27 protein-coding genes are annotated in these 24,676 nt (G+C 36.3%); 17 read left to right on the top strand and 10 right to left on the bottom strand.

The window, feature by feature from the left end; all coding sequences use genetic code 11:
• Position 1 precedes the first annotated feature (1 nt).
• A complete protein-coding gene (gene cydX / locus G9371_RS12405; protein ID WP_000270276.1) occupies positions 2-103 on the top strand; it encodes a cytochrome bd-I oxidase subunit CydX in 102 nt (33 codons plus the stop codon).
• The gene (locus G9371_RS12400; protein WP_086221468.1) at positions 104-403 is read left to right on the top strand and encodes a cyd operon YbgE family protein; all 300 of its coding nucleotides are present in this window, start codon (positions 104-106) and stop codon (positions 401-403) included.
• A gap of 57 nt (positions 404-460) precedes the next feature.
• On the opposite strand, the gene G9371_RS12395 is transcribed toward G9371_RS12400, so the two are convergent.
• The 5 genes from G9371_RS12395 to G9371_RS12375 form a co-directional block, all read right to left on the bottom strand.
• Positions 461-1,132 (bottom strand): DUF2057 domain-containing protein, encoded by a 672-nt coding sequence (locus tag G9371_RS12395; protein ID WP_000175347.1) that lies wholly within the window; start codon positions 1,130-1,132, stop codon positions 461-463.
• A 225-nt stretch (positions 1,133-1,357) separates the two neighbouring features.
• Entirely contained in the window at positions 1,358-1,954 is a 597-nt protein-coding gene (locus G9371_RS12390; protein ID WP_000102943.1) for a nitroreductase family protein, read from the bottom strand.
• Positions 1,955-2,143: 189 nt separating this feature from the next.
• Positions 2,144-3,250: a signal recognition particle-docking protein FtsY gene (gene ftsY / locus G9371_RS12385; protein ID WP_001187342.1), complete on the bottom strand. Its 1,107-nt coding sequence runs from the start codon at positions 3,248-3,250 to the stop codon at positions 2,144-2,146.
• A 107-nt stretch (positions 3,251-3,357) separates the two neighbouring features.
• Entirely contained in the window at positions 3,358-3,684 is a 327-nt protein-coding gene (locus tag G9371_RS12380; protein ID WP_029424754.1) for a hypothetical protein, read from the bottom strand.
• A 100-nt stretch (positions 3,685-3,784) separates the two neighbouring features.
• The gene (locus G9371_RS12375; RefSeq protein ID WP_000185571.1) at positions 3,785-4,144 is read right to left on the bottom strand and encodes a hypothetical protein; all 360 of its coding nucleotides are present in this window, start codon (positions 4,142-4,144) and stop codon (positions 3,785-3,787) included.
• Between the two features lie 215 nt (positions 4,145-4,359).
• Between G9371_RS12375 and G9371_RS12370 the strand changes: the two genes are divergently transcribed.
• The 3 genes from G9371_RS12370 (at position 4,360) to G9371_RS12360 (ending at position 5,875) form a co-directional block, all read left to right on the top strand.
• Positions 4,360-4,593, top strand: coding sequence for a hypothetical protein (locus G9371_RS12370; RefSeq protein WP_000616034.1), 234 nt, complete (start codon positions 4,360-4,362; stop codon positions 4,591-4,593).
• A gap of 335 nt (positions 4,594-4,928) precedes the next feature.
• Positions 4,929-5,303 carry a DUF2750 domain-containing protein gene (locus tag G9371_RS12365; protein WP_001087274.1) on the top strand — a complete coding sequence of 125 codons (375 nt, stop codon included), beginning with the start codon at positions 4,929-4,931 and terminating at the stop codon, positions 5,301-5,303.
• 140 nt (positions 5,304-5,443) lie between these two features.
• A complete protein-coding gene (locus tag G9371_RS12360; RefSeq protein ID WP_000156920.1) occupies positions 5,444-5,875 on the top strand; it encodes a CBS domain-containing protein in 432 nt (143 codons plus the stop codon).
• Between the two features lie 50 nt (positions 5,876-5,925).
• Here G9371_RS12360 and G9371_RS12355 read toward each other — a convergent pair whose 3' ends face one another.
• Entirely contained in the window at positions 5,926-7,134 is a 1,209-nt protein-coding gene (locus tag G9371_RS12355; protein WP_000129944.1) for an aspartate aminotransferase family protein, read from the bottom strand.
• Positions 7,135-7,361: 227 nt separating this feature from the next.
• On the opposite strand from G9371_RS12355, the gene grxD reads away from it, so the two are divergent.
• Positions 7,362-7,703: a Grx4 family monothiol glutaredoxin gene (gene grxD / locus G9371_RS12350; protein WP_000138830.1), complete on the top strand. Its 342-nt coding sequence runs from the start codon at positions 7,362-7,364 to the stop codon at positions 7,701-7,703.
• Between the two features lie 46 nt (positions 7,704-7,749).
• Here the strand turns inward: grxD and G9371_RS12345 are convergent, their stop codons facing one another.
• Positions 7,750-8,073, bottom strand: a complete 324-nt coding sequence (locus G9371_RS12345; protein ID WP_000121846.1) for a hypothetical protein — start codon at positions 8,071-8,073, stop codon at positions 7,750-7,752.
• Between the two features lie 243 nt (positions 8,074-8,316).
• Between G9371_RS12345 and G9371_RS12340 the strand changes: the two genes are divergently transcribed.
• Positions 8,317-9,219: a LysR family transcriptional regulator gene (locus tag G9371_RS12340; RefSeq protein WP_000954523.1), complete on the top strand. Its 903-nt coding sequence runs from the start codon at positions 8,317-8,319 to the stop codon at positions 9,217-9,219.
• A 50-nt stretch (positions 9,220-9,269) separates the two neighbouring features.
• Here the strand turns inward: G9371_RS12340 and map are convergent, their stop codons facing one another.
• Entirely contained in the window at positions 9,270-10,064 is a 795-nt protein-coding gene (gene map / locus G9371_RS12335; RefSeq protein ID WP_001202776.1) for a type I methionyl aminopeptidase, read from the bottom strand.
• Positions 10,065-10,416: 352 nt separating this feature from the next.
• Here map and brnQ point away from each other — a divergent pair, with 352 nt between their 5' ends.
• The 3 genes from brnQ to G9371_RS12320 all read left to right on the top strand — a co-directional run bounded on the left by brnQ (position 10,417) and on the right by G9371_RS12320 (position 12,834).
• On the top strand, positions 10,417-11,718 hold the full coding sequence (brnQ, locus tag G9371_RS12330; RefSeq protein WP_165471274.1) for a branched-chain amino acid transport system II carrier protein: 1,302 nt from the start codon (positions 10,417-10,419) through the stop codon (positions 11,716-11,718).
• Positions 11,719-11,909: 191 nt separating this feature from the next.
• Positions 11,910-12,329 (top strand): GlcG/HbpS family heme-binding protein, encoded by a 420-nt coding sequence (locus G9371_RS12325; RefSeq protein ID WP_000838061.1) that lies wholly within the window; start codon positions 11,910-11,912, stop codon positions 12,327-12,329.
• A 259-nt stretch (positions 12,330-12,588) separates the two neighbouring features.
• Entirely contained in the window at positions 12,589-12,834 is a 246-nt protein-coding gene (locus G9371_RS12320) for a hypothetical protein (RefSeq protein WP_000949688.1), read from the top strand.
• Between the two features lie 33 nt (positions 12,835-12,867).
• Here G9371_RS12320 and G9371_RS12315 read toward each other — a convergent pair whose 3' ends face one another.
• Positions 12,868-13,323, bottom strand: a complete 456-nt coding sequence (locus tag G9371_RS12315; protein WP_000365974.1) for a hypothetical protein — start codon at positions 13,321-13,323, stop codon at positions 12,868-12,870.
• 137 nt (positions 13,324-13,460) lie between these two features.
• Here G9371_RS12315 and G9371_RS12310 point away from each other — a divergent pair, with 137 nt between their 5' ends.
• The 4 genes from G9371_RS12310 (at position 13,461) to G9371_RS12295 (ending at position 20,071) form a co-directional block, all read left to right on the top strand.
• Positions 13,461-14,321 (top strand): alpha/beta fold hydrolase, encoded by an 861-nt coding sequence (locus tag G9371_RS12310; RefSeq protein WP_000361718.1) that lies wholly within the window; start codon positions 13,461-13,463, stop codon positions 14,319-14,321.
• Between the two features lie 224 nt (positions 14,322-14,545).
• Positions 14,546-17,404, top strand: a complete 2,859-nt coding sequence (gene ptsP / locus G9371_RS12305; protein ID WP_029424752.1) for a phosphoenolpyruvate--protein phosphotransferase — start codon at positions 14,546-14,548, stop codon at positions 17,402-17,404.
• A 14-nt stretch (positions 17,405-17,418) separates the two neighbouring features.
• A complete protein-coding gene (gene pfkB, locus G9371_RS12300; protein ID WP_001062794.1) occupies positions 17,419-18,366 on the top strand; it encodes a 1-phosphofructokinase in 948 nt (315 codons plus the stop codon).
• A complete protein-coding gene (locus tag G9371_RS12295) occupies positions 18,353-20,071 on the top strand; it encodes a fructose-specific PTS transporter subunit EIIC (protein ID WP_001192470.1) in 1,719 nt (572 codons plus the stop codon). Before pfkB ends, G9371_RS12295 begins: the two co-directional genes overlap by 14 nt.
• A 45-nt stretch (positions 20,072-20,116) precedes the next feature.
• Here G9371_RS12295 and G9371_RS12290 read toward each other — a convergent pair whose 3' ends face one another.
• Positions 20,117-20,623, bottom strand: a complete 507-nt coding sequence (locus tag G9371_RS12290) for a PEGA domain-containing protein (protein ID WP_000734808.1) — start codon at positions 20,621-20,623, stop codon at positions 20,117-20,119.
• Between the two features lie 631 nt (positions 20,624-21,254).
• On the opposite strand from G9371_RS12290, the gene G9371_RS12285 reads away from it, so the two are divergent.
• The 3 genes from G9371_RS12285 (at position 21,255) to G9371_RS12275 (ending at position 24,643) form a co-directional block, all read left to right on the top strand.
• On the top strand, positions 21,255-21,719 hold the full coding sequence (locus tag G9371_RS12285) for a MarR family winged helix-turn-helix transcriptional regulator (RefSeq protein WP_000163427.1): 465 nt from the start codon (positions 21,255-21,257) through the stop codon (positions 21,717-21,719).
• Positions 21,720-21,909: 190 nt separating this feature from the next.
• The gene (locus G9371_RS12280; protein WP_001129188.1) at positions 21,910-22,125 is read left to right on the top strand and encodes a hypothetical protein; all 216 of its coding nucleotides are present in this window, start codon (positions 21,910-21,912) and stop codon (positions 22,123-22,125) included.
• A 607-nt stretch (positions 22,126-22,732) separates the two neighbouring features.
• Positions 22,733-24,643, top strand: a complete 1,911-nt coding sequence (locus tag G9371_RS12275; protein ID WP_320077567.1) for a diguanylate cyclase domain-containing protein — start codon at positions 22,733-22,735, stop codon at positions 24,641-24,643.
• Positions 24,644-24,676: the final 33 nt, after the last annotated feature.

Raw genomic sequence — 24,676 nt, 5'->3', positions numbered from 1 at the left:
AATGTGGTATTTCGCATGGATTCTTGGAATTTTGATGGCATGTTTCGCGGGTGTATTGAGCGCTCTTTATATCGAACATCATCAAAATTTAGATGAGGAATAAATCATGGCAACCGCAATGACAGCATCAAGTCAACGAAAAGCTCAAGCATTCGCAATGGCCATTTCATTTCTGTTGGCATTGCCGCTTGCTGTAATTTTACTGGTGCATCCTTCCCTCATGTTAGATGCAAACGGACACTACAATCATAGCCAGCTTATGCTGGTGATGGTGGGTATTTCCGGGGGCTTCATTTATGGGGTGGGTTTTGTGCCGCACTTCTGGTTATGGAAATGGTTGTTTAGTCCATGGATAGCTTGGCCTCTCATGCTTTTAGGCTATTACATCTGGTTTCTAACCTAAACAAAAAGGACCTCATTTGAGGTCCTTTTTCATTTCAATTAGTTTAATAGATAATAATTAATTCGACTGCTCAGCTAACCAAGCCATAAACTTTTGACGCTCTGCTTTAGAAGATTTTTTCCAAATTTCTGCCAAGCGCTGATCATTAGTTTGTGCTACACCAGTAGCAGGCATAGTTGTTGCAACAGGCGCATTAGCTTGAGTCGTGGTAGGTTTTGCAGCAGCATACACAGCGTCAGGTTGTTGTTTAGATGATTTAGTCGTGAAATCAGTAACCTTACCTAGCAATCCCGATGCAAACCACGGTCTTGCCTCATTATTGGCACCAGTTTGTTGAACAATTAACTCATTATTTGAATTATATAAAGCCACTGTAGGTTGCTCAGCATATTTTTTGGCTTGTTCAAATTGTTTTGGAGCATCTACCATTGCAAGCTTATAAGTTTGACCATCTTTGAGCGCTGGAGTTTGAATGGTAACCACTCCTGACTTAACAATATCGTGTTCGCCACTTAAATGCTCAAAATATTCTTGATAACGTACACTTAGGCTTGTCTCACCAGCATCGACTTTATAATTATTTTTAGAAGAACGGAATAATCCAGAGTTGACTTCCTGACCATTCACCGCAAGGATTACGATTTCCTCTGGCGCTGTAATTGTAACTGCTGAAAATACTGAACCGCTGAGTAATAAACCCATCGCAGCGACACTTAATCTTAAAGTCATCTGTTCACGTCTCTGTAATATTTAATAGTTTGTAAAAACATGAGCAATATGCAATATGATTATGACGATTTTATGACAACCTCCTGTTTACAAAGCTGCCTCTCAAGCTTTTAAAATATTTTTTTGAATTCTAATAAACATCTACTTTATTGATCATTAATTTCTAACTAACTTTAAAAGCATAAAAAAAGAGTACCCTCTAGGTACTCTTTTCATCCACTCAATTTAGTTGAATGTTTTAAAACGATCTTCATCGCTAATAAATGCTTTTTCACCAGCTGGTGCTTCAACAGAACCAAATACAAGTTGAGCACGTAATTTCCAAGTTGCTGGAACATCAAATGCTTCAGCAGCATCAGCATCAACAATCGGGTTATAATGCTGTAACGATGCACCTAAACCAAGTTCTGAAAGCGCAGTCCAAGTCGCAAACTGAGCAATTGCACTTGAATGTTCAGACCAAACTGGGAAGTTGTCTGCATATAATTCAAATTGCTCTTGCAAGCTTTTAACAACAGCTTGATCTTCATAAAATAGTACTGTACCAACACCAGCAACGAAGCTATCAATCTTTGCATTTGTACCGGCAAAGGCATCTGCAGGAACAATTTTACGTAATGCTTCACGAACTAAATTCCAAAATTTAGCATGTGATTCACCATAAAGAGTAACAACACGTGAAGATTGAGAGTTGAACGCTGATGGGCTATGTTTAACCGCTTCACGAATAGTTTCTTCAATTTTTGTGCGATCTAATGCAACATTTTTACCAATTGCATAAATAGTACGACGGTTTTTAATTTTATCTAAGAAAGTAGACATTTTTTATTTCCTACCTATTTAATTGACCAGAGGCCGTTGTTTGGGAATGAATATAGTCTATGGAACTCATTTCTTATAATCAGCATTAAAAATATGACAGTTCGTTTTATTTTCGCAACAATAAAAAAAGATATGGATATAAAAAAACCTCACTATTTTGTGAGGTTTTTCTTAAGTCTTGGCTAAGAATTATTTTTCAGTTTCAAATAGTGCTGCAACAAACGATTTCGCCGAGAATGGTCTTAAATCATCAATTTTTTCACCCACACCAATGAAACGAATTGGCACATGAGTACGACTAGCAATATTAAATAATACTCCACCTTTTGCTGTACCATCCAACTTAGTAATGGTAATACCTGTTAAACCGACAGCCTGGTCAAATTCTTGTACTTGGTTGATTGCATTTTGCCCAGTACCCGCATCTACAACCAACATAATTTCATGAGGCGCTGTTGCATCAATTTTTTGCATAACACGCTTAACTTTCTTAAGCTCTTCCATCAAATTACTTTTGTTATGCAAACGGCCCGCAGTATCTGCAATCAGTACATCAATACCTTTAGCTCGCGCACTTTCAAAAGCATCAAAAATAACTGATGCACTATCGGCACCATGACCTTGAGCAACTACAGCAATATCGTTACGCTCACCCCAGATTTGCAATTGTTCAGTAGCAGCAGCACGGAATGTATCACCTGCCGCCAACATCACTTTTTTGCCTTCACCTTGTAAACGCTTCGCTAATTTACCAATTGTTGTTGTTTTTCCAACACCATTTACCCCAACCATTAAAATCACATAAGGTGATTTATTAGGGTCAATATGCAAAGGCTTCACACGTGGAGCAAGCAAAGCAACTAACTCTTCTTGCAAGGCTTTATAAAGTGAATGTGAATAGATCAAATCACCACGAGCAGTACGTTCAGTTAAGTTGGTAATAATCGTTTTTGTTGCATCAACACCAATATCTGCAACTAATAATTGCTCTTCGACTTCTTCAAGCAACTCATCATCAATTTCTTTCCCACCAATTAAGATATTAACCATCCCATCGGTGAAATTACGACGAGTTTTGCTCAAGCCTTCTTTCATTCGCCCAAAGAAACCAGATTTTGGTTGCTCAGGTTCTGTAGACGGTGCAGCCTCGACAACTTCTTCAGCTTTTACTTCTTGCTTAACAGGTGACTCAACGATAGGAACATCGATAGCAGGTAAATTAGGCAATGTGACATCGTCATCCCCGATCTCAGCATCTATCAAGAATTTATTTTGCATATTCGATTGTTGTTGCATGCCGATTCCTTGAAAAGCAGCGTGTTAAAAAACGGAAAGTTTAGCATAAATTCAAATTTTTGCCTGCTTCAATAGCGTGCAAAACCTTTTTGAAATAAAGACAATACTTATTGAGTATCTTCTTGCGCTAATGCAGGATATTGCTTGATATGATTATGTTCAAACTGATAAGCATGCATTAACTTTAAATACTCTGCTCTATGAATTTCTGATTGAGCCATAATCAACTCAGCCATATCTTGAGTTCTTGGATAAGTAGCCTGTCGAGAAAGTTGCACAATTCGTCGATACTGTTCTGAATTCACAGGACGTAGCAATGCCAAATAAGACAGCATAAAAATACAGCCAATGATAATAATCACAACCAGATTAAAACATTGATCTGCCTTTAACTCAGACTTTAATTTAAGAAAATTTTCTTTGAATGTGAGCATGACCTACCTCTAATGAATGTAGTGTAGGGTTCAATGCACTTCAGCACAAGGTCAAAATCCAGTAAGGCTATTATTCTTTAACCTTACTGGATGACAATTGCTAGCCCATTAAGGAACGAATTACAGAGAAGTATAAAATTGCAGCAATAATAACTAATACTAATAGCATAGCAAAAATACTTAAACCTTCTTCTGCATCTGCTGGGTGCAATTCATCTTCATCTGCAATTTTTCTAAGTTCACCATCATAAACTTGATAGAACCAAGCTTTTTGATTAGGGTCTAATTGACGAGCATAGTCGAAAACCCGTTTCCTTTGTGCTAAACAATAATCCCCTAAATGTATTTCTTGATGGAAAATTGCTTCGTCTAATAATTTACGATGGTAATGGGCAAGTTCTATGATTTGCTCCTCTTTAGGAGGATTATCAAAAACAAAGCCATCAATAGTATTTGTCATAGTTATTCTCCTTGTCTTTTATTCTCATATTGATTTTACTCAAAATTATTTGTGAATAATGTTTAATCATGTATCCTAATAGTGAACTAATTGATGCTTCTCAATAGTTGACAAATCCATTAATTTGTAATATTAGTTTAACAATTCTAAGTTAAATTAGTTCAAAGGCAGTGGCCTTTAGAAAAAGTAATCATAATTACAATAAGGAGTTTTATATGATTCAACGTATCTCTCATCATGATTTAGAACATGTATACGCAACTGCGGTTAACACAATTCAGTCTCAAATGAATTTCCAAGATGCAGTTGCACAGTTAGAAGAAGTTGCTCGTGCTGGTCACGGTAAAGCTGCTTTGTTCTTAGCAGAACTATACTACCAAGGTTTCCGTGTTGAACGTGATTCCATGAAAGCACAATACTGGCAGAAACTAGCCACGATGCAAGCATAAAGAAACGTCACTTAGGTGGCGTTTTTTTATACCTGTAAAAAGTTCAATATAAATTAACCATAACTATGTTCATCTTGCGCTTCGCCAAAGCTTTAGCCGCTTTGTCTTGCTCAGGTGGCGTTTTTTATACCTATACAAAACCAAAATTACCTATTTGCCTAAAGCCTTACTTCGCCACTTCAGTCGTAACTTAGAAAGTACCTCTTATCCAGCATTTATTTGTATAGATATTTCTACTCATCAATATTTGTTTACGATTTGACACCTGTTTAAACTGAAATGTCATGTGGTTCTCTTATAATAAGCAGGACAAGTTGAAAACCTTTAAATTTAAAATGAACAGTTTAAGTAATCTACAACCGGTTTCTAAAGACTTGATGATCAAGATTTATATTTTAAGAACCATGATGTACTGCGGGGTTCTGTGGGGACTATTTGATGAAGGCTGGGCCATTAAATCTGATCAGGAAGATTTTATTTTTCCGTTCTGGCTAAATGGAGTACAAGCACATCGATACGCCAAAACTCACTGGCCCAATTACAAGCCAAGAAAAATTACCCCAAAAGACTTCCATGAATCTTTATTACCTACTTTAACACGGTTAAAAGTCACTCCTGCTTTATTTAACTCATCTCATCGCAAGTTGAAGTTATCTACACAGCAAATGCATCATTTCTTTTTTAATCATCCAAAATGGCAGGTAGCTTAAAGTTTCTTTGAGCTACCCAATATAGCGTGCTTTTTGAACGCTTGAACATAAAACTTATATTTGAATGACTAGCAAGTCTTTGCATTTTTCAAAAATCGAGCTAATTTAAATCAAAATGATAAAACAACAGGACAGAAGAAATGACTATCGTTGCACAAGTAATTAAGAACAAATCTGAACAAGCCATTTTTACAATTTCACCCGAAGCAACTGTCCTCGAAGCAATTACGATTATGGCTGAAAAAGGTATTGGTGCTTTAGTCGTAGCAGAAGGTGAACAAGTTGTTGGAATCCTATCTGAACGCGATTACACACGAAAAGTAACGCTTATGGAGCGCTCATCTTATAGCACTACTGTTGCTGAAATTATGACAGCAAAAGTGATTACGGTAGGTTTAAATAATACGGTTGAAGAATGTTTACAGCTCATGACTGATCGTCATTTACGTCACTTACCTGTATTAGATAATGGAAAATTGGTTGGTTTCATTTCAATTGGTGACTTGGTTAAAGCCGCTATGGAAGACCAGAAAGTTTTGATTGAACAATTAAAGCAATATATTTCAGGCTAAATACAAAAATAAAAATGGGCGATTAACGCCCATTTTTATTGTCCTTAAACTTAAAGATAATTCGTAATTAATGCGACTAAACGCTCTAGCAAAATATCAGCTTGAGCTTGTGTCATGTTAATTGGCGGTAATAAACGCACCACCGAACCTGCCGTAACGTTAATAATAAGTTTGTATTCATCACGAGCAATCGCAACGAGCTCAGCACAATCTTTAGGTAATTGGATACCAATCATCATACCGAAACCACGTACTTGCACATTCTTATCCGACAATTGAGCACGTAATTGGTCAACAATATAATTACCCACTACTGCTGCATTCTCTACTGCATTTTCCTTCTGGATCGTATCAATTACCGTGTAAACCACACGAGAACCCAATACTGTACCACCATAAGTAGAACCATGACTGCCAGGCCCTAACAAGCCTACTGCTTTACCTTGAGTCATTACAGCACCCACCGGAAAACCATTACCCAAACCTTTTGCTGTGGTCAAAACATCCGGAATAATATTCGTATGTTGATACGCAAAGTATTTACCAGTACGACCATTACCAGTTTGAATTTCATCTAGCATCATTAACCAGTTATGCTGGTTACAAATTTGGCGAACTTCTTCTAAATAGCTAAATCCTTGTGGTGCAGTATTAATACCACCTTCACCTTGAATTGGTTCAATTAAAATAGCAACGATATCGGGATGTTGTAAGGCAGCCTCTTGGATGGCTTCAATATCACCAAATGGCACTCGAATAAAGCCTTCCACTAAAGGTGCAAAACCGTCTTGTACTTTCTTGTTACCAGTTGCTGAAAGTGTCGCCAAAGTACGACCATGAAATGACTGCTCAGCAACAATAATCTTTGGCAAGCTTATACCTTGTTGAGTACCAAATTTACGAGCAATTTTAATTGCCCCTTCATTTGACTCGGCGCCACTGTTTGAAAAGAAAATTTCTTCCATACCTGAAACTTCAGCAAGCTTTTGAGCAGCCGCAGTTTGCCAAGGAATTTCAAACAAATTACTCGTATGCACGAGTGAAGCTGCTTGCTCTGCAATGGCCTCTGCAATAGCTGGATGAGCGTGCCCTAAACCACATACAGCAATACCAGTGAGTGCATCTAAATATTCTGTACCATCTTGTGTATAAAGATACGCCCCTCGGCCTCGAACAAAACTGATCGCTTGGCGACCATAAGTAGCCATTAAATGTGTTGGTTGATCAGGTTGTACTGGAGCTAGGGTAATATCAGTCATCACGAACTCTGTCTGTATGAGGTTTTAAGAAGGGTTTATATAAACAAAAACTTGCACTGATGAAAAGTCTCATCATTCATTTATCTAAAATTTCGTCTGCTTTTTGCTATCGCTTCGGTTTATACAATAAAATATTGAATATTCTGTGCAACTTTAAGCAACAAGGCGGTTTGCAAAGCGATGTGAACACCCCCTATAATGCTGCAAGATTAGTTGAGGATCTATTTATGACTGAACAAGCACGTGATACTGAAGCGTTAATTCGCGATCAAATTGCGAAGCATCCCGTTTTACTTTACATGAAAGGCACTCCACAGTTTCCACAATGTGGTTTCTCTGCACGTGCAGTAGAGGCGCTCAGTCAAATTGGTCGTCCATTTGCATATGTGAACATCTTAGAAAACCCTGATATTCGTGCAACTTTACCAAAAATTGCAAACTGGCCTACTTTCCCGCAATTATGGGTAAACGGCGAGCTTATTGGTGGTAGCGATATCATGCTTGAAATGTTCCAAAATGGCGAATTAAAACCATTAATCGAACAATACAGCGCAGCTCCAGAAGCTTAATAATAAAAAAGCCAATCGAAAGATTGGCTTTTTTATACTTATAAATTTAACAATCACTTATACCGACATAACGAAATAGTCCATCTACACCAAGATCTGCTTTTAAAATAGTTAAATTTTTATATGGTGTAGTCGTTATCGCATCAAAAATATTCATGTTTGGATCTTCATGTAACTCATCTACGTTTTGATTCATAACTTCTTCAAAACGGTCAGCAACAAATTCAAATCCTAAGTCCATTGCAATAAATACTGTATGTTCACAAGGTTGAACATATTGCTCTTGTGTCCAATCAATAACAGCAAGCTTACAAATCGGGCAAATAATATTAGCGGTTGCGTTCTCTAATTCAACTAACTGGTAAGACATATTATTTAAAAAATCGAGAAAAATATATTTTAGGAGAATTAGCCTATAAGCGCCATATTTGCTTATTAATTTAAGAAAATAAATTACAAAATAATTTCAATGTAATTACAATGAAATTTCAAATTGTTTAATACTCTCTTTTAAGGTTTATTTATAAGCTTTTTACAAAAAATTAAAATCAAACTTTATCGTTGCAAAAGTAATAATGTAAAATCTTTAGTGTTGCATAAATAGGATATTTTAATGCTCACAGATCTTGATGATTTTTATTGTTTTGCCCTTGTTGTTGAGCATGGTGGATTTAGTGCCGCCGAACGTGTTACGGATATTCCAAAATCAAAATTAAGTCGTCGTGTTTATAACTTAGAGGAAAATTTAGGGGTTCGCTTAATTCAGCGCAGTTCTCGTCATTTTGCAGTTACCGATATTGGTATGGATATTTATAGACACGCCCAAGTCATGATGAATGCCGCACAAGCAGCTCATGATTTGGTTGATCACTTAAGTATTCAACCAAGAGGTGTAGTCAAAGTAAGCGTTCCTGTAGATATAGCACAAAACCAGCTACCCAAAATTTTGCCAGCATTTTTAAAAAAATATCCTGAAATTCGTTTACAACTTATTGTAAGTAATCGACGCGTTGATGTAATTAATGAAGGGATTGATATTGCTCTACGGGTCAGATCTAAACTAGATGATGACCCTAGTTTGGTATTAAGACAGTTTGCGCTAATAGAACAAAGTCTCTTTGCAAGCCAAGCTTATTTAAATGAGTTTGGTAATATTAAGTCACCTGATGAATTAAGTGATCATCGTATTTTAAGCTTGTCTGAAGAGCATTTAGATCAACAATTTATATTGCATGGCCCAGACAACCAACTGAAGAAAGTGAAAGTTAGTCCAACCATCATGGGAACAAATATTTATATGCTTGCCCAACTTGCAAGTCAAAATTGTGGTATTGCCTTGTTACCTGACACAGCAGCTGAGGATTTTGTAAAATCAGGTCAGCTTGTGCAAATCTTGCCAGACTGGAAAGCAGCCCACGGTATATTCCATGCTGTTTATCCGTCACGAAGAGGCTTACTGCCAGCTGTACGTGTATTTATTGATTATTTGGTAGAACATCTTTCAGAACATCCATAAATCAAAGCCGCATAAAAAAGTTCGATAGATTATCGAACTTTTTATGCATATTAAATTTCTGGATAATTTCCCACACCTTCGGGCCACGGTGTTAATAATTCAAATCCAGTATCTGTAACAGCAACCATGTGTTCCCATTGAGCAGATAATGAATGATCCTGAGTAATTACGGTCCAGCCGTCATTTAGCTCTTTTACCTGAGGTTTGCCTGCATTAACCATAGGTTCAATTGTAAAGACCATCCCTTTTTTCAAAACAAGACCTTGGCCGCGTTGTCCATAATGCAGAATATTAGGTTGTTCATGATAAACTTTACCAATACCATGCCCGCAATATTCACGAACAATGCTATATCCTTCGCGATGAGCGACCGATTGAATAGCGTAACCAATATCCCCTAAAGTCGCCCCTGGTTTAACTGCATGTATACCAGCGACCATTGCTTCATAAGTAGTTTCAACTAATTTTTTAGCATGTGGATTTACGTTACCGACATAGTACATACGGCTCGTATCACCAAAATAGCCATCTTTAATAATTGCTACATCAATATTAATAATATCGCCATCTTTTAAAATTTTATTTTGAGAAGGAATACCATGACATACCACTTCATTGACTGAAGTACATATTGTTTTTGTGAATCCATGATAACCCACGTTAGCCGGTATAACTTTTAAAGTATTTACGATGTAATCATTACAAATATTGTCTAAATATTCAGTTGTTACACCTGGCTTGACATACTCCCCTATCATTTCTAAAACTTGTGCAGCCAAACGCCCAGAAACTCTTAATTTTTCTAGATCTTGTTCAGTTTTAATTGTAACAGTAGAAGCTCTCATTCAATTTTATCCTCGTAGGCACTGCTTTTACCACGCCTACAAAAATGTTAGTTAATTTAGAATATTTTAGAATGGATATAGGATAGGCGGAAAGCTTTAAATGTCCAAATATTCAACATTCATAATAGAAATTTATATTTTCATTTTTACACAATTTCTTTAAAAAGTCAGACCTAAAAAATGTTTTCTTTATTTCTTTCAATGAGTTTTCAAGTAGATAACTTAACCAGTTGATATTTTTAATATCTCTGGATGATTGATACGGCCTAAAAAAAAGCTTTTTCACATAAAATAGCGCTTGATCATGATCTCTTTTGCTCTAAAATTCTTTCTTTTTTGTTAAATTTAATTTATGCAACAGCTTCGTACCGGAGATATTATTGCCTTAGGTTTTATGACCTTTGCCCTCTTTATTGGGGCTGGCAATATTATCTTTCCTCCCATTGTCGCTCAACAAGCTGGTGATCATGTATGGCTAGCAGCTATAGGTTTTTTGATTACTGCTGTCGGCTTACCTGTAATTACCATTATGGCCCTCTCTCGTATGCAGGGTTCCATTGAAATTATTAGTTCACCGCTAGGTCGTATCGCAAGTCTGATCTTAACTGTAGTTTGTTATCTATCAGTTGGCCCTTTATTTGCTACACCCCGCACCGCAACAGTTTCTTATGAAATTGGTTTCTCATCTTATTTTGGAACGTCTAGCAGTAGCCTTTTAATTTACAGTGCAATTTACTTCGCATTTGTAACTGTCGTTTCTTTATATCCGAACAAGCTTTTAGACACAGTTGGACATGTTCTAGCTCCTCTGAAAATTATCGCTTTAGCAATTTTAGGTATTGCAGCGGTTATGATTCCTGCGGGTTATGTTCCTGCTCCAATTAATCATTACGTTAACTCTCCAGTTTCAGAAGGTTTCGTAAATGGTTATCTCACCATGGATACTTTAGGTGCCTTAGTATTTGGTATCGTCATTATTCAAGCGATCTATTCGCGTGGTGTTAATGACAACAAGCTAGTGACCAAGTATGCAATTATTGCCAGCCTTATTTCTGGTGTAGGACTTACTTTAGTTTACTTAAGCTTATTTAAATTAGGTTTGGGTAGTCATGAGGTCGCTCCTAATGCAGCAAATGGTGCTGTAATCCTACATGCATATGTTCAACATGCTTTTGGGAATATGGGTTCACTTTTCTTAACAGGCCTCATTTTCTTAGCATGTATGGTTACTGCAATTGGCTTAACTTGTGCATGTGCTGAATATTTCGCTCAACTCACCAAATTGCCATATAAGCTTTTAGTTTTCATCTTAGTTGGTTTCTCTTTCATTATTTCCAACCTTGGATTGACTAAGCTAATTGCCGTATCAGTACCTGTCTTGAGTGCAATTTATCCACCTGCAATTGTAGTTATTATGCTCAGTTTCTTCTGGAAATTTTGGCATAAACCATCTTTTATTGTCGGTTCAGTAACAAGCATTGCTTTAATTTTCGGAATTATTGACGGGCTTAAGGTTGCGGGCTTTGGTGATTACCTTCCTAATTTCCTTCAACACTTACCGTTAAATGAACAAAACTTGGCATGGTTGATCCCATCTTTAGTTGTTCTTGTAGTGACTACTATTATCGACAAAGTTAAACATAAAAGCATTTAATCTGATGTTTTTTTGAAATCGAGTTTTACCCAAACATGATTTTATATATTGAATAAAATGCTGCGTTTACCCAACCAGCATTTTATTTCTAACATCAGCATTTAGTGACAATTCAACTATAGATATAATTAATTTTTACTGTAATATTACACTAAAATAATTTTTAGCTTACTCAGGAAAGAAGAGCATAAATGAAAAGTAAATATTATTTAACATTAGCAGATGCTGAGTTTTTAATGGAAGAAGCTCAGAAATATGCAATTGAACACAACTTTAAAGTCAGTATAGCCATTGTTGATGAAACAAGCTCTTTATTACTTATGAAACGTCTAGATGGCGCTTCTCCTCTCACCACACATCTTTGCTTAGAAAAAGCTAAATGCTCATCAATGAGTGGTCGTCCTTCAAAATTTTACGAAGAGCTTCTTCAAAATGGTCGTCTTGGTTTCTTGAGCATGCCAAGTGCTAAAGGTATGCTAGAAGGCGGAAAAGCGATTATTTATGAAGGCCAGATTTTAGGCGCGATTGGTGTTTCAGGTGTTCAATCTTTTGAAGATGCTGAAATTGCTCAACACGCTATTGATGTTTTTTTAAAAAAACAATGTAGCTAAAGCAAATTTAAAGAACAGAGAAATTATTACACTTTTCATTTAAATAATTTCTCTTTTCTAAAAAAGTAATTATTTTATACAAAAATGTTTAATATTTACTTTTTTAATACCTTAACCATTTATAAACATAGAAGTTTTTATAAAACTGTTCAAAAAATTTTCTATTGACTATTGAATTAAGCTAAAAATACAAGTACAACATTAAACTTATTCTTGACTAAAACATTCGGTTTTAGCGCAACCACAAGGAGGGATGGAGATGTTATCATTACATTTCAACAAACAAGTCTTCATTAACACTCTGAACAGCAAAGATTCAGTTGTTTATGGAGTAACGACGCTTGCTCTTATGCTGACTTTACTGTTTCAAGGTATGATTAAAGGGAATCTGAAACCCGAATACTTTATGTATGCCATGGTTGTTTCTTTTGTATTTTGTGTATGGGCCTTTGTCGACCACAAAATGCGAAAATTAGCTAAAAGACGACTTAGTCAACAGAAATAAGAATTCTAAAAATGGATGAGCGATCATCCATTTTTATTTGCTTAAAAACAATAAAATTGTCCCCATCACTAAAATAGCAGTTGCTAATAGCTCAGTAATAATTAAAGCGAACATCATAAACGTCATCAACCATGTAGGTAAACTGAAATGCCCTAACCTATGAGGTTGTTTAAACTGATTGGTCGTATCCTGCAAAAATCCGTGGATGATATAAACTAAAATTGAGAAACTAAAAAACAGTATATTTGCCAATACACACCATAAAGCAATATCTTCATTTAAAATCGTGAAATAGCTCAATACAGCCAGAATAAGTGTGGCTGCTGCATAAAGCAAACTGCTTCTATGTGCAATATCTACATAATAATGTGCACGGCTTAATTCGGAACGGCGTATTTGCCAATATTTCCATACTCCAGTTAACATTCCTATCCATAAAAAGACGCCACTAAAGACAATAGCCAGCTGTACAGCTTTTGATAAATCCATAATTTCCATTATTCGTTTTATTAAGATTTGATGAGCTATATAACATAAATCTTGACTTTATAGTCACATTTTAATCAAGTACCTTTTCAGAACTCATGTACATTAAGATAAATGATTAGCCAATTAACTTTAAATCTATGGATAAGACTTTTGAATCTTTTTGGATAACCTGTAAAGATGGTTATCAGCTTGCAGCTCAATTTTATCCTGCTCAAGAAAAGAAAGCTGAGTACCCTATCCTGATTTGCCCAGCAACAGGTATAACTAAAAACTTTTATCACTCTTTCGCAACATGGTTAAGCCAACAAGGCTATGATGTATTGAGTTTTGACTTCCGTGGTATTGGCGAGTCCCTACATGGAGCCTTAAAACAAAGTACCGCAAGTATTACCGACTGGGGAACACTTGATATTCCTGCTGCAATTGATGCTTTATTAATAAAAACGAAAGCAAATCAAGTTATTCTTATTGGACATAGTGCTGGCGGACAACTACTAGGAGTCGTACCTAACTATAATAAAGTCGCAAAAGTGATAACGGTTGCAGGTTCAACTGGACATATTAAAGGCCTTAAAGGAAAAACCAAGGTTTTAGCGCCAGTTATGTTTAATCTTATCTTCCCTATTTCTAGTATTGTTAAAGGTTATGGAGCAACTCAATTCATTGGTATGGGAGAAAACCTACCTAAAAAAGTTGCTCAACAATGGCGAGAGTTTTGTAGCCGTCCCGGATATGTAAAAAATGCCATAGGTAAGACGATTTTTCATGATTTTCATTCAGATATTCAATGTCCAATTACTGCTATTTGGGCTGATGATGATGAGATTGCAACCAAACGTAACGTACAAGAATTATTAAGTTTATATCCAAATGCGAATAAAAAAATGATTGAACTTAGCCCAAAAGATTTAGGCTATAAATCAATTGGCCATATGCTGTTATTTAAAAAATCACATCAAAAACTTTGGTCTATTTTAGAACAAGAAATTAAACATTAATCACTGCTTTTATTTTCGCCTCTAAGTCAGTAATCCGGCTTAGAGGTTTTTTTGTATTAAAAACGAGCAGCTTTTTACTTAAATGCGTCGATATACCGTTAAAGTTCTGCTAAGGTAATTCATCTGAAGCTGTTGTCAAAAAACAGGTATATTTACTTGTTTAATGCAAACAGCTTCTTTTTTTCTGTTTTAGCTAAAGCCAAAGAAATTGTTCAAGGATAATTATGCTAGCACTAGAGCCTCAACATATTCATATGAATCAACATGCTGTTGATAAAACACATGCATTAAAGTGTCTAGTAGATATATTAGAAAAAGATGGGTTAGTTACGCCTGAATATATAACGGGACTCATCAATCGTGAACAACAAAGCGCGACTTATTTAGGCCAAGGCATTGCCATTCCTCACGGTACTCCTCAATCACGTGAATATATTTTAAAAACAGGTATCCGCTTAGCCCATTTCCCCGAAGGCGTGATCTGGGATGGAGAAAATAAAATTTATTTAGCTGTAGTGATTGCAGCAAAATCTGATGAACATTTGCAAGTTTTGCAAATTCTTACTCGTGCATTAATGCATGACGTCAGCGAACAAGTAAAAAATGCTTCTAAACCTGAGCAGATTATCGAATTACTACAAGCTCAGCCATTATCTTTAGCGCTTCATGAAAATCTTATTCAAACCGAAATCGATGCACAAGATATCGAAGATTTATTTTGGGCAGCTTCTCAAACACTCAAAAAACATAATTTTGTAAAATGTGGTTTTCTAAGTTCACTTGATCCAGAACAAGCCATTCAACTGCAAGATCAAATCTGGTCCATTTCTAGCGATCACTTTGTTCAGCAACCAGCTATTAGCATTACTAAACCATCACAGGCATTAGAGCTAAATGGTAAAAAGCTGAACACCCTCGTTTGTATAGCAGCCAATGACCAACTCGATAATGAAAGATTTAATCGTTTAATTGATATTTTATTTAACCCTGAGCAAGTTGCCGAGCTAGATAAAACTCAAACACCAAACGAAATTGCAAAAATTATTGGAGCTGACGTTGTTCCTGACTGGCCTCAACGTTCAGTAGTACTGGCAAATGCACACGGCTTACATGCCCGACCAGCTACACACCTTGTCAATCTTACAAAAACCTTTCAAGGCGACATCCAAGTTGCAGTAGACGATGGTAGCTTTGTTTCTGCCAAAAGTTTAACTCGTCTTTTAGCGTTAGGTTGTAAGCGTGGCCAAACTCTACGTTTTATCGCTGAGCCAGAAACCGATGCCGTAGAGGCTTTAGATCAAGTTATTTTGGCAGTGCAGCAAGGCTTAGGTGAAGAAGTTGAAGCGCTACCTGTAACCAGTGAAACTCCTGACCAGCTCCCTGCTCAAACGGCAATATCAAATGCTACGACATTAGGTAACAATACGGGCATTGCAGCATCAAGTGGCTTAGCTTTTGGACCTGTCCATGTGATTAAACCAAAGGTTTATCAATATGAACGTATGGGTTCAGGCGTAAAAGTCGAGAAAGAAAATTTAGATATTGCCCTACATGCAGTAAAAAACAATATTCACCAAGTCATAGCCAAAGCTGATGCCTCTGAAATTAAACAAATCTTTCGAGCTCACCTAGAAATGCTTGATGATCCTGATTTAATTAATGGTGTATATCAAAAAATTTATCAAAATTTATCAGCACCAGCTGCGTGGCATGAACATATTGAAGCTGCAGCTAAAGCACAGGAAGCTCTACCAGATCGTTTACTCGCTGAACGCGCAACAGACCTACGTGACATTGGCGACAGAGTTTTAACCCAATTATGTGGTGAAGTGGTTATTGAAGAGCCTAAAGAGCCTTATATTCTAATCATGCATGACGTTGGGCCAAGTGATGTCGCTCGTCTAAACAAAGACCGTGTCGCAGGTATTCTAACTGCTATAGGTGGTGCAAGTGCGCATAGTGCAATTGTCGCACGTGCTTTAGGCATTCCAGCTATTGTTGGTGCTGGTGAACAAGTCCTAGAAATTGATCCGAAAAGCACTTTACTTATTAATGGTGATACGGGAACTTTTGTTTTAGATCCAGATGCTGCACAAATCGAACAAGCCAAGCAAGAGCGTGAGCAACAGCGTCAAATTCGTGAAGAAGCTGAACGTCATAGCCACGAGCCAGCAATTACCTTAGATCAACACCAAATCGAAATTGCAGCCAATTTGGGTAAAGTTCAAGCGACAGCACAAGCAGTAGAATGTGGTGCTGAAGCAATTGGCCTACTTAGAACCGAACTTGTTTTTATGTCTCATAGCAGTGCACCTAATGAGGCTGTTCAAGAAGCTGATTACCGAGTTGTATTAGATGCACTTGCAGGTCGCCCGCTTGTGGTACGTACATTAGACGTAGGTGGTGATAAACCTTTACCTTACTTACCAATTGCTGAAGAAGAAAACCCATTCTTAGGTTTAAGAGGAATCCGTTTAACTTTAAGACGCCCTGAACTTTTAAAACAGCAATTAACCGCTCTACTAAAAGCATCTGATAATCGTCCGTTACGAATTATGTTCCCTATGATTGGACGCGTTGAAGAATGGCGTGCTGCCAAAGCAATTCTTGACGAAGTAAGAGCCCAACATCCATGTGGCAATTTACAAGTTGGCATTATGATTGAGGTTCCGTCTGCTGCTTTACTTGCACCGGTTCTTGCACAAGAAGTCGACTTTTTCAGTATCGGCACAAATGACCTGACCCAATATACGTTAGCGATTGACCGAGGCCACCCAATACTCTCAGCGGAAGCAGACGGATTACATCCAAGTATTCTTAATTTGATTGATCAAACAGTGAAAGCTGCCCACAAACATGGCAAATGGGTAGGAATCTGTGGTGAGCTTGCAGCAGACCCGAAAGCTGTCCCTATTCTCATGGGATTAGGCGTAGACGAACTGAGTATGTCCCCAAATAGCATTCCTTTAGTAAAAGCTCAAATCCGCACACTAAGCTATAGCCATGCTCAAAAGCTTGCGCAACAAGCTTTACTATGCGATAGCGCCCCTGCTGTGCGCCAGCTATCTGAACAAGACTTATAAGATTGGGAATAGTAATGGCTAAAATTTTAACAATTACTTTAAACCCTGCAATTGATGTAACCATTCAACTGGATGAGTTACTAGTAGGAGAAGTGAATCGACAAGAGTCGGTAGAAATTCATGCGGCTGGCAAAGGTCTGAATGTTGCTCAAGTATTAAAAGACTTAGGTCATGATGTAATCGTAACCGGCTTTTTAGGTGAGCATAATCGACAAATTTTCGATACACATTTTGCACAAGCTCAATTTCAACCTGAGTTTATTTATATTGATGGTGAAACACGTCAAAATATAAAAATTGCTGAGCATTCTGGGCGGATGACAGATTTAAATGGCAAAGGTTTCTTTGTTTCTGAAACAGACAAACAAAGGCTATTTAATAAGATTGAAGCTCTGTTACCACAAGTCGAGGTTGTTGCAATAGCTGGTAGCCTCCCGCAAGGTTTTAGTATTGATGAGTTACAACAACTTATTCAACTGATCAAAAAAAATAATAAGAAAGTTGCCCTAGATACCAGTGGTAAAGCATTGGTTGCTGCAATTGAATGTCAACCTTGGATGATCAAACCGAATACCGATGAGTTGGTTGAAAGTTATCAACGTCCAGCAACAAGCTATGCTGAACAAAGAAAACTTTTTGATAGCTTAACCAATATTGAGCATGTGGTTATCTCAATGGGTGAAGATGGCGTAAATTGGTTACACGCCACTCACCCCTTACACGCTCAAGCACCAAAGGTTATTGTAAAAAGTACAGTAGGCGCTGGTGATTCACTCTTAGCCGGCATGATCCATGGACTTGTTAACCAACTACCTCCTGAAGAGACTTTAAAAACTGCGACAGCCATTGCAAGCCATGCTGTAACACAAATTGGTTTTCGAATCCCTACTTCTGAGGTTCTAAACCAATTAAAAGCACAAACTATTATCAATTCATTGAGTGAATCTGATGCAAACTGCTAAACATTTATTATTTGTCACTAATGGTCCGCAACAGCAAGTCAATGCTTTAATCTTGGCTCGTAAACTTGCTTTAGTCGCAACCCAACACGGCTATAAACATAGTGTCATTTCACTCGATGAGTTTGAATCAAGCGATCATTTTGATCATGTCATTATTATTGGACAGCAACCTAAAAATCTAAATATTTTTGGTCAAAACGCTTTATCTTTAGTTTCTATTGAAGATATTAAAGATGATGCAGACAAAGCACTTTTAACGGCACTTGAACACTCAAAACCAGCAAATGAGTGGGAACAAAAACCTAAGCAAGCTTCAAATACCGCAACTCATTTTGTTGCCATTACTGCTTGCCCAACTGGGGTTGCCCATACATTTATGGCAGCTGAAGCGTTACAACAAGGTGCAGAAAGACTTGGGTATCAAATCGATGTAGAAACTCAAGGTTCTGTAGGTGCGAAGAATATTTTATCACCTCAAGCGATTGCTGATGCCGATATTGTTATTCTTGCTACTGACATTGAAGTCAACACTGACCGCTTTGTAGGTAAACGTGTCTATAGATGTAGCACTGGTTTTGCTTTAAAACAAACCGACAAGGCTTTTGCTGAGGCAATTGCTAATGCTCAGGTTTTAGAACAAGGTAAACAGCAAGCAACAACGGAAAATAAGGATAAAACTGAAAAAGTTGGTGTATATAAACACTTATTAACTGGTGTTTCTTATATGCTGCCTATGGTTGTTGCGGGTGGCTTGCTAATTGCACTTTCTTTATGTTTTGGCCTAAATGCAGCAGAACAAGCTGGTAGTCTGCCAGCCATATTAAAACAGATTGGCGCAGCAGCATTTACCCTCATGGTACCCATGCTGTCGGGTTATATTGCATATTCCATTGCAGATCGCCCTGGTCTTGCGCCCGGTTTAATCGGGGGTTTATTGGCAGCACAGTTACAAGCAGGATTTTTAGGCGGTATTGTTTCTGGCTTCCTTGCAGGTTATATCGCATTATTTATTGCTAAAAAAGTTAAGCTCCCAACTAGCTTAGAGTCCCTTAAGCCCATTTTGATTATTCCATTACTAGGAACATTATCTGTTGGGCTGATTATGTTCTATGTGGTAGGTCAACCTGTAGCACATATTTTTGAGCTAATGAAAGATTTCCTTAACAACATGGGCACAACAAATGCTGTATTAATGGGAATTATTCTGGCAAGTATGATGTGTATTGATTTGGGCGGACCAATCAATAAAGCTGCTTATGCTTTTACAGTTGGACTACTTACCACCAATACCTATATGCCAATGGCAGCCACGATGGCAGGCGGTATGGTTCCTGCAATTGGGATGGCAATTGCAACTTTCCTCGCTAGAAATAAATTTAGTACTGGTGAAAAAGATGCAGGTAAAGCTGCGTTTGTACTTGGTTTATGCTTTATTTCAGAAGGTGCAATTCCATTTGCAGCAAAAGATCCAATGCGTGTTATTCCAACCTGTATTCTAGGTGGCGCAGTAACTGGTGCATTAGTTGCTTTATTTCACTGTGAGCTTGTGACTCCACACGGCGGTGTATTTGTACTACTGATTCCGAATGCAATCAATCATGCGTGGTTGTATCTTGCAGCAATTGCGGCTGGAAGTATCGTAACGGGAGTAAGTTATGCCATCATTAAAAAGAATCAAGAAGAAAAATTATTAACAAACTCATAATTTAAAAAGGGAGAATATAAATTCTCCCTTTTTTATTACTATTTTTTATTTATTAATTTGTACTGCACGGGCCATCATTTGCTCAGGAATATCTTGAGCCAGCATCACTGTTAGCGTGGGCTTTCGTTTAGCTTCTCCTACTAAATTTTGAGCTTCTAATACTGTATTTATATCTTTTGGTGCCAACTTATACATTGCTCCAGTAGCTGGATCCACAATTAAAAGCCCAATTAAACCACCAAAAATAATATTACCTAAATACCAGCCACTAAGAGTACCTGTAACTTCTACCGTTTTAGTTTGATAACCAGGTTTACTGAAAGATACTTGATAACTTTCTGGTTTAAAATAACCGGCACCTTTTTTTAAGCTAACGGTAGCAGGTGTTTGCCCCGTATGGACTTTTACCCCATTACGATTTTTAATCTCAATAGTTGCTGACTCAGGCACACTTGTAAAAGTAAGTGTTTGTGAAGAACCTGTAATGATGCTTGCACAGCCATTTAACCCTATCGTTAAAGCTACCATAGAAGTAATTAGTAATTTTTTCATCATTAATCCAGAAGAATTTATCTATCATTATTTGAAAACGCACTATATTAAAATAAACAAAAAATAACAATTAACATACAATTCAAAAGATTAACAATTAAACAACTCCTTAATTAAAATACATTCGTAAATCATGATTCTTTTGAATAGTAAAATTAATATTTAAAAATTTAGTAAATTCAATAATATAAATCCATTTATTAGTTAATTTTCTCTAATATTTGATCAATCATGTTAAATGTATGGTAAATTTTCATCTCCAAACAATCAATTAAGCATATGATTAATTTAAATATTTACCTATTGAATGGATTTATTTTTTTAAGTTATGACTTTGTAGACAAAAAATTTTGATAGAAATGTCACGTTCAAAACGAGTTTTTTTTTCTACGATTCTCATGCTAACAAATATCGTTCATTTTACGACCAAGCGAGTAGCCAAGTTCAAATAAACGGTAAGGAATAAGTTTTATCAGAAGAGGAAAATTTATAGTTTGTCCTTGTTAATCAAACAATATAAATTTTGCTCATGACTTAAAGTCCTGATATAACTTGCTTAGTGAAACTATATTTTTCCACTATTAAAATAAGTTTCATAAAATGCGATCCACCAAGGTATGGGGAAAAGTCAATGACAAAGAAGTATGCGCGTTTTTTACCTACAACAGAATCTTTCACTCTTGAAGATTTTCCATATTATTGGATTACTCAGGTCCATGCTCAATATGTTCAAAATATTGATAATGCCCTCAAAAAATATGGCCTAGATAATTCACGTCGACGTATTATGCTTGCGCTAAGTAGTAAACCTCACGCTAGCGTATCAGAACTATCTGATATGATTATTTCAAAAATGTCGACTACCACTAAAATTGTTTATCGCTTAAAAGATGAAGGCTTAGTTGAAACCTATTCTTGTCAATCAGATGGTCGTATTACACGTGTATATCTTACCGAACGTGGTACAGAAATGATTAATAAAATTAATGATCTAACGAGTGTAGTACTTGAACAATCATTCGAAGGTATCACCCCTCTTCAACTAGAAAAAATGATGGAAAGCCTAAAATTGCTTTTAAAAAATCTTTCTCGATAATTGTTGTTTTTAACATTTTAAAACGATTAATTCTCAAGCTCTCTCATGAGAGCTTTTTTATTATTTTCTTTTATGCTTATAGGAATATAGACTTCATAAAGTAATCAATTAAACACTATGCTTGTTGACTTGTTTCTTCAACTCCAGTAGAAACTCTCTCTTAATATCTCTAACGTAATTTTAGGAAAAAATGGCTAAAAGAAAATATAAAAGTGATAAGTTTCAAGTACGTCGTATTAACCGTCAATGGTGGGTACTTGAAAAAGATTTAGAAACTAACTGTTACAGCAAGCATGAACAGGTAGCTACTAAGACATTAGCTAACAATTATGCTGACGATTATATAGAGCAGTATTATATGAACCTCTACATTCAACAACAGTTGAAAAAACCGGAAACCGTATAAAAAGCCTCCAAGGCTTTTTTTATTTATAATTTAATAAGTTAAATAAAAGTAAAATAATAAAAATTTTGACATAAAAAAAACCTACATCTTGGGGAAAATGTAGGCTATAAAATGCACAAAAAGGAATTATATATATCCTTTTTGATGAAAAGAATTCTACGATAATATAAGACCTTATTTTATATTACTTTTGTAAAGTTAATAGTATTTATTGTATTAACCCCTAATAACATAAATGCTTTTTCTTTATAAATTTTTTCTCATACATATTTAAATTAATTAACTCTTCACGAGTTAAAATGTTTTTGATGTATGAGTTTTTTATAAAAACTCTATTTGAATTTTATAAACAACTGTTTTAACAAGTTTTTTACAAAAATACGCATAATTTTTTCAAGTTAAAATTCTACATTTCATAATCTTTAGGAAATTAAAAGTTAATAAATAACATATACATAGATGATTAATAAAATTTTTATTTAAAAAAACCTTTATTCGAGACGAAAAAAAAATCAAATATTAATTTTTTATAGCTTTTGTGGTGACGACACAACTATTACAATACAGTTTATAAATAGTTTAACTCTTCAGCAGTTTTAGGCATGTTATGACTTCAATGTCGAACACTACCCAAAAGCACTTTATTGTTGAGCAGTTTCCTTTACCGACTTGGGTCAGTGATGAAAAAGGCTTAATTTTATACTGCAATACGGAGTGTACAAAGTACTGGCGCGATACTTCTCCTCCATTGTTTCAACAATGGCTAGATTTCGTGTACCCTGCCGATTTAGAAGAAGTTAAAAACAAATGGTTAGATGCGATACGACTCCGATCAAGAATTGAATTTAAATGCCGTCTTTTGCATAAAACCCATTATTATCGATGGTGTAAAATTTCTATTCAATTGTCGAAATACCATGAATCTTCTCAAGAAAATGAATGGTTTATTAGTTTCCTAGATATTGACCAAGATATACAAGAGCAGCAAAGCTTACGAAAAGATATCGATATACAAAATCAAATGCTCGATATCAGTGTCGATTGTATTAAGGTTTTAAATACAGATGGTACTGTATCTCATATGAATAAATCAGGATGCCTTGCATTAGGTATACCTGTAGATGAAAAAAAATTCGGTATGCGATGGTTAGATCTTTTACCTCCTCATATTCGTAAACGTGGAAGAGTTGCTTTAAAAAAAGCCCTGCAAGGTAAAGTAGCCCGATTCGCCGGCATGAGTTGTTTACCAAATCATGATCCAGAATATTGGGATAACATGCTCACCCCAATTCAACATACAAACGGCGAAATTATTCAGATATTGTGTGTTTCGCGAAATGTCACTCAACAGTATCTTACTGAAAACCGTCTAAGAGATATTAGCGAGAGAGATGAACTCACAGGATTATTTAATAGACGTTCATTTAAGCTACAACTAAAACGCACCCTAGCCTACTCAAGAGAAACCCAAACTAGTGTAGGGCTACTTTTAATTGATCTAGATCATTTCAAGCATATTAATGACACTATAGGTCATAGTGCTGGTGACCACTTATTAAAAATACTTTCTAAACGTTTTAATCAGTGCGTAGATCCTGAAAGATGTTCAGTTGCCAGATTAGGTGGTGATGAGTTTGCAGTTATTGTTAGCCATTTAGAAAATGAGAATGATGTTCGTGAACTTGCAGAAGTATTGCTTCAACAACTCAATCAACCCATTACATATGCTGGGAATGTGCTCAACGGCGGCATGAGCATCGGCTGCGCCATTTACCCTCAAGATGCAGTTGATCAATCGAGCTTATTAAGTTGTGCCGATATGGCATTACATGACTTAAAAGCCCGTGGTCGTGGCGGCATACGTATGTATAACCCAAGTATGATGCAGTTAACCGAGGCAATCGCCTCTCAACTCAACATTGCTCGCCAGCTTATTCGTCATCATACCATTCAGCCCTACTATCAACCCAAAGTCGATCTAAAAACTCATGCTGTAGTGGGCTTTGAAGCATTACTCCGCTGGCATACGACTTCGGCCCAAAGAGGTTTGCCTTCTCAGATTGTTGAAGCTTTTAAAGACTACGATTTAGCCAGTAAAATTGGTGAAATCATGCAACAACAAGTTTTGCATGATATTGCTAAATGGATAAAATTAGGTTTTGAGCCGCTTCCTGTTTCTCTAAATGCCGCACCGGTTGAGTTCTTAAGAGATAACTATGCTGAACGTTTATTAAAAAAGATTAATCAACTTGAAATTCCTACCCATTTAATTGAAATAGAAGTTACTGAACATATGCTGGGTGACCGTGGTTCTGAATATGTTATTCGCGCACTCAATAAACTAAAACAGTATGGGGTACGCATTGCCTTAGATGACTTCGGAACAGGTTTCTCTTCATTAACACATATAAGAGACTATCCAATTGATTGCTTAAAAGTTGATTGTAGCTTTATACAAAAGATGCAACATGATCAGAGGTGGTCCCACATGTTTGAACAACTAAAAGCTTATTTATAAGTGATACTCTGCTCTAGTTAAGCTACCTTATTT

Origin of the sequence: Acinetobacter sp. EKM10A, assembly GCF_011075215.1 — a bacterium.
GTDB lineage: Bacteria > Pseudomonadota > Gammaproteobacteria > Pseudomonadales > Moraxellaceae > Acinetobacter > Acinetobacter baumannii.
The sequence above is the reverse complement of the archived record's forward strand: the minus strand, read 5'-3'. Positions and strand labels throughout refer to the sequence as shown.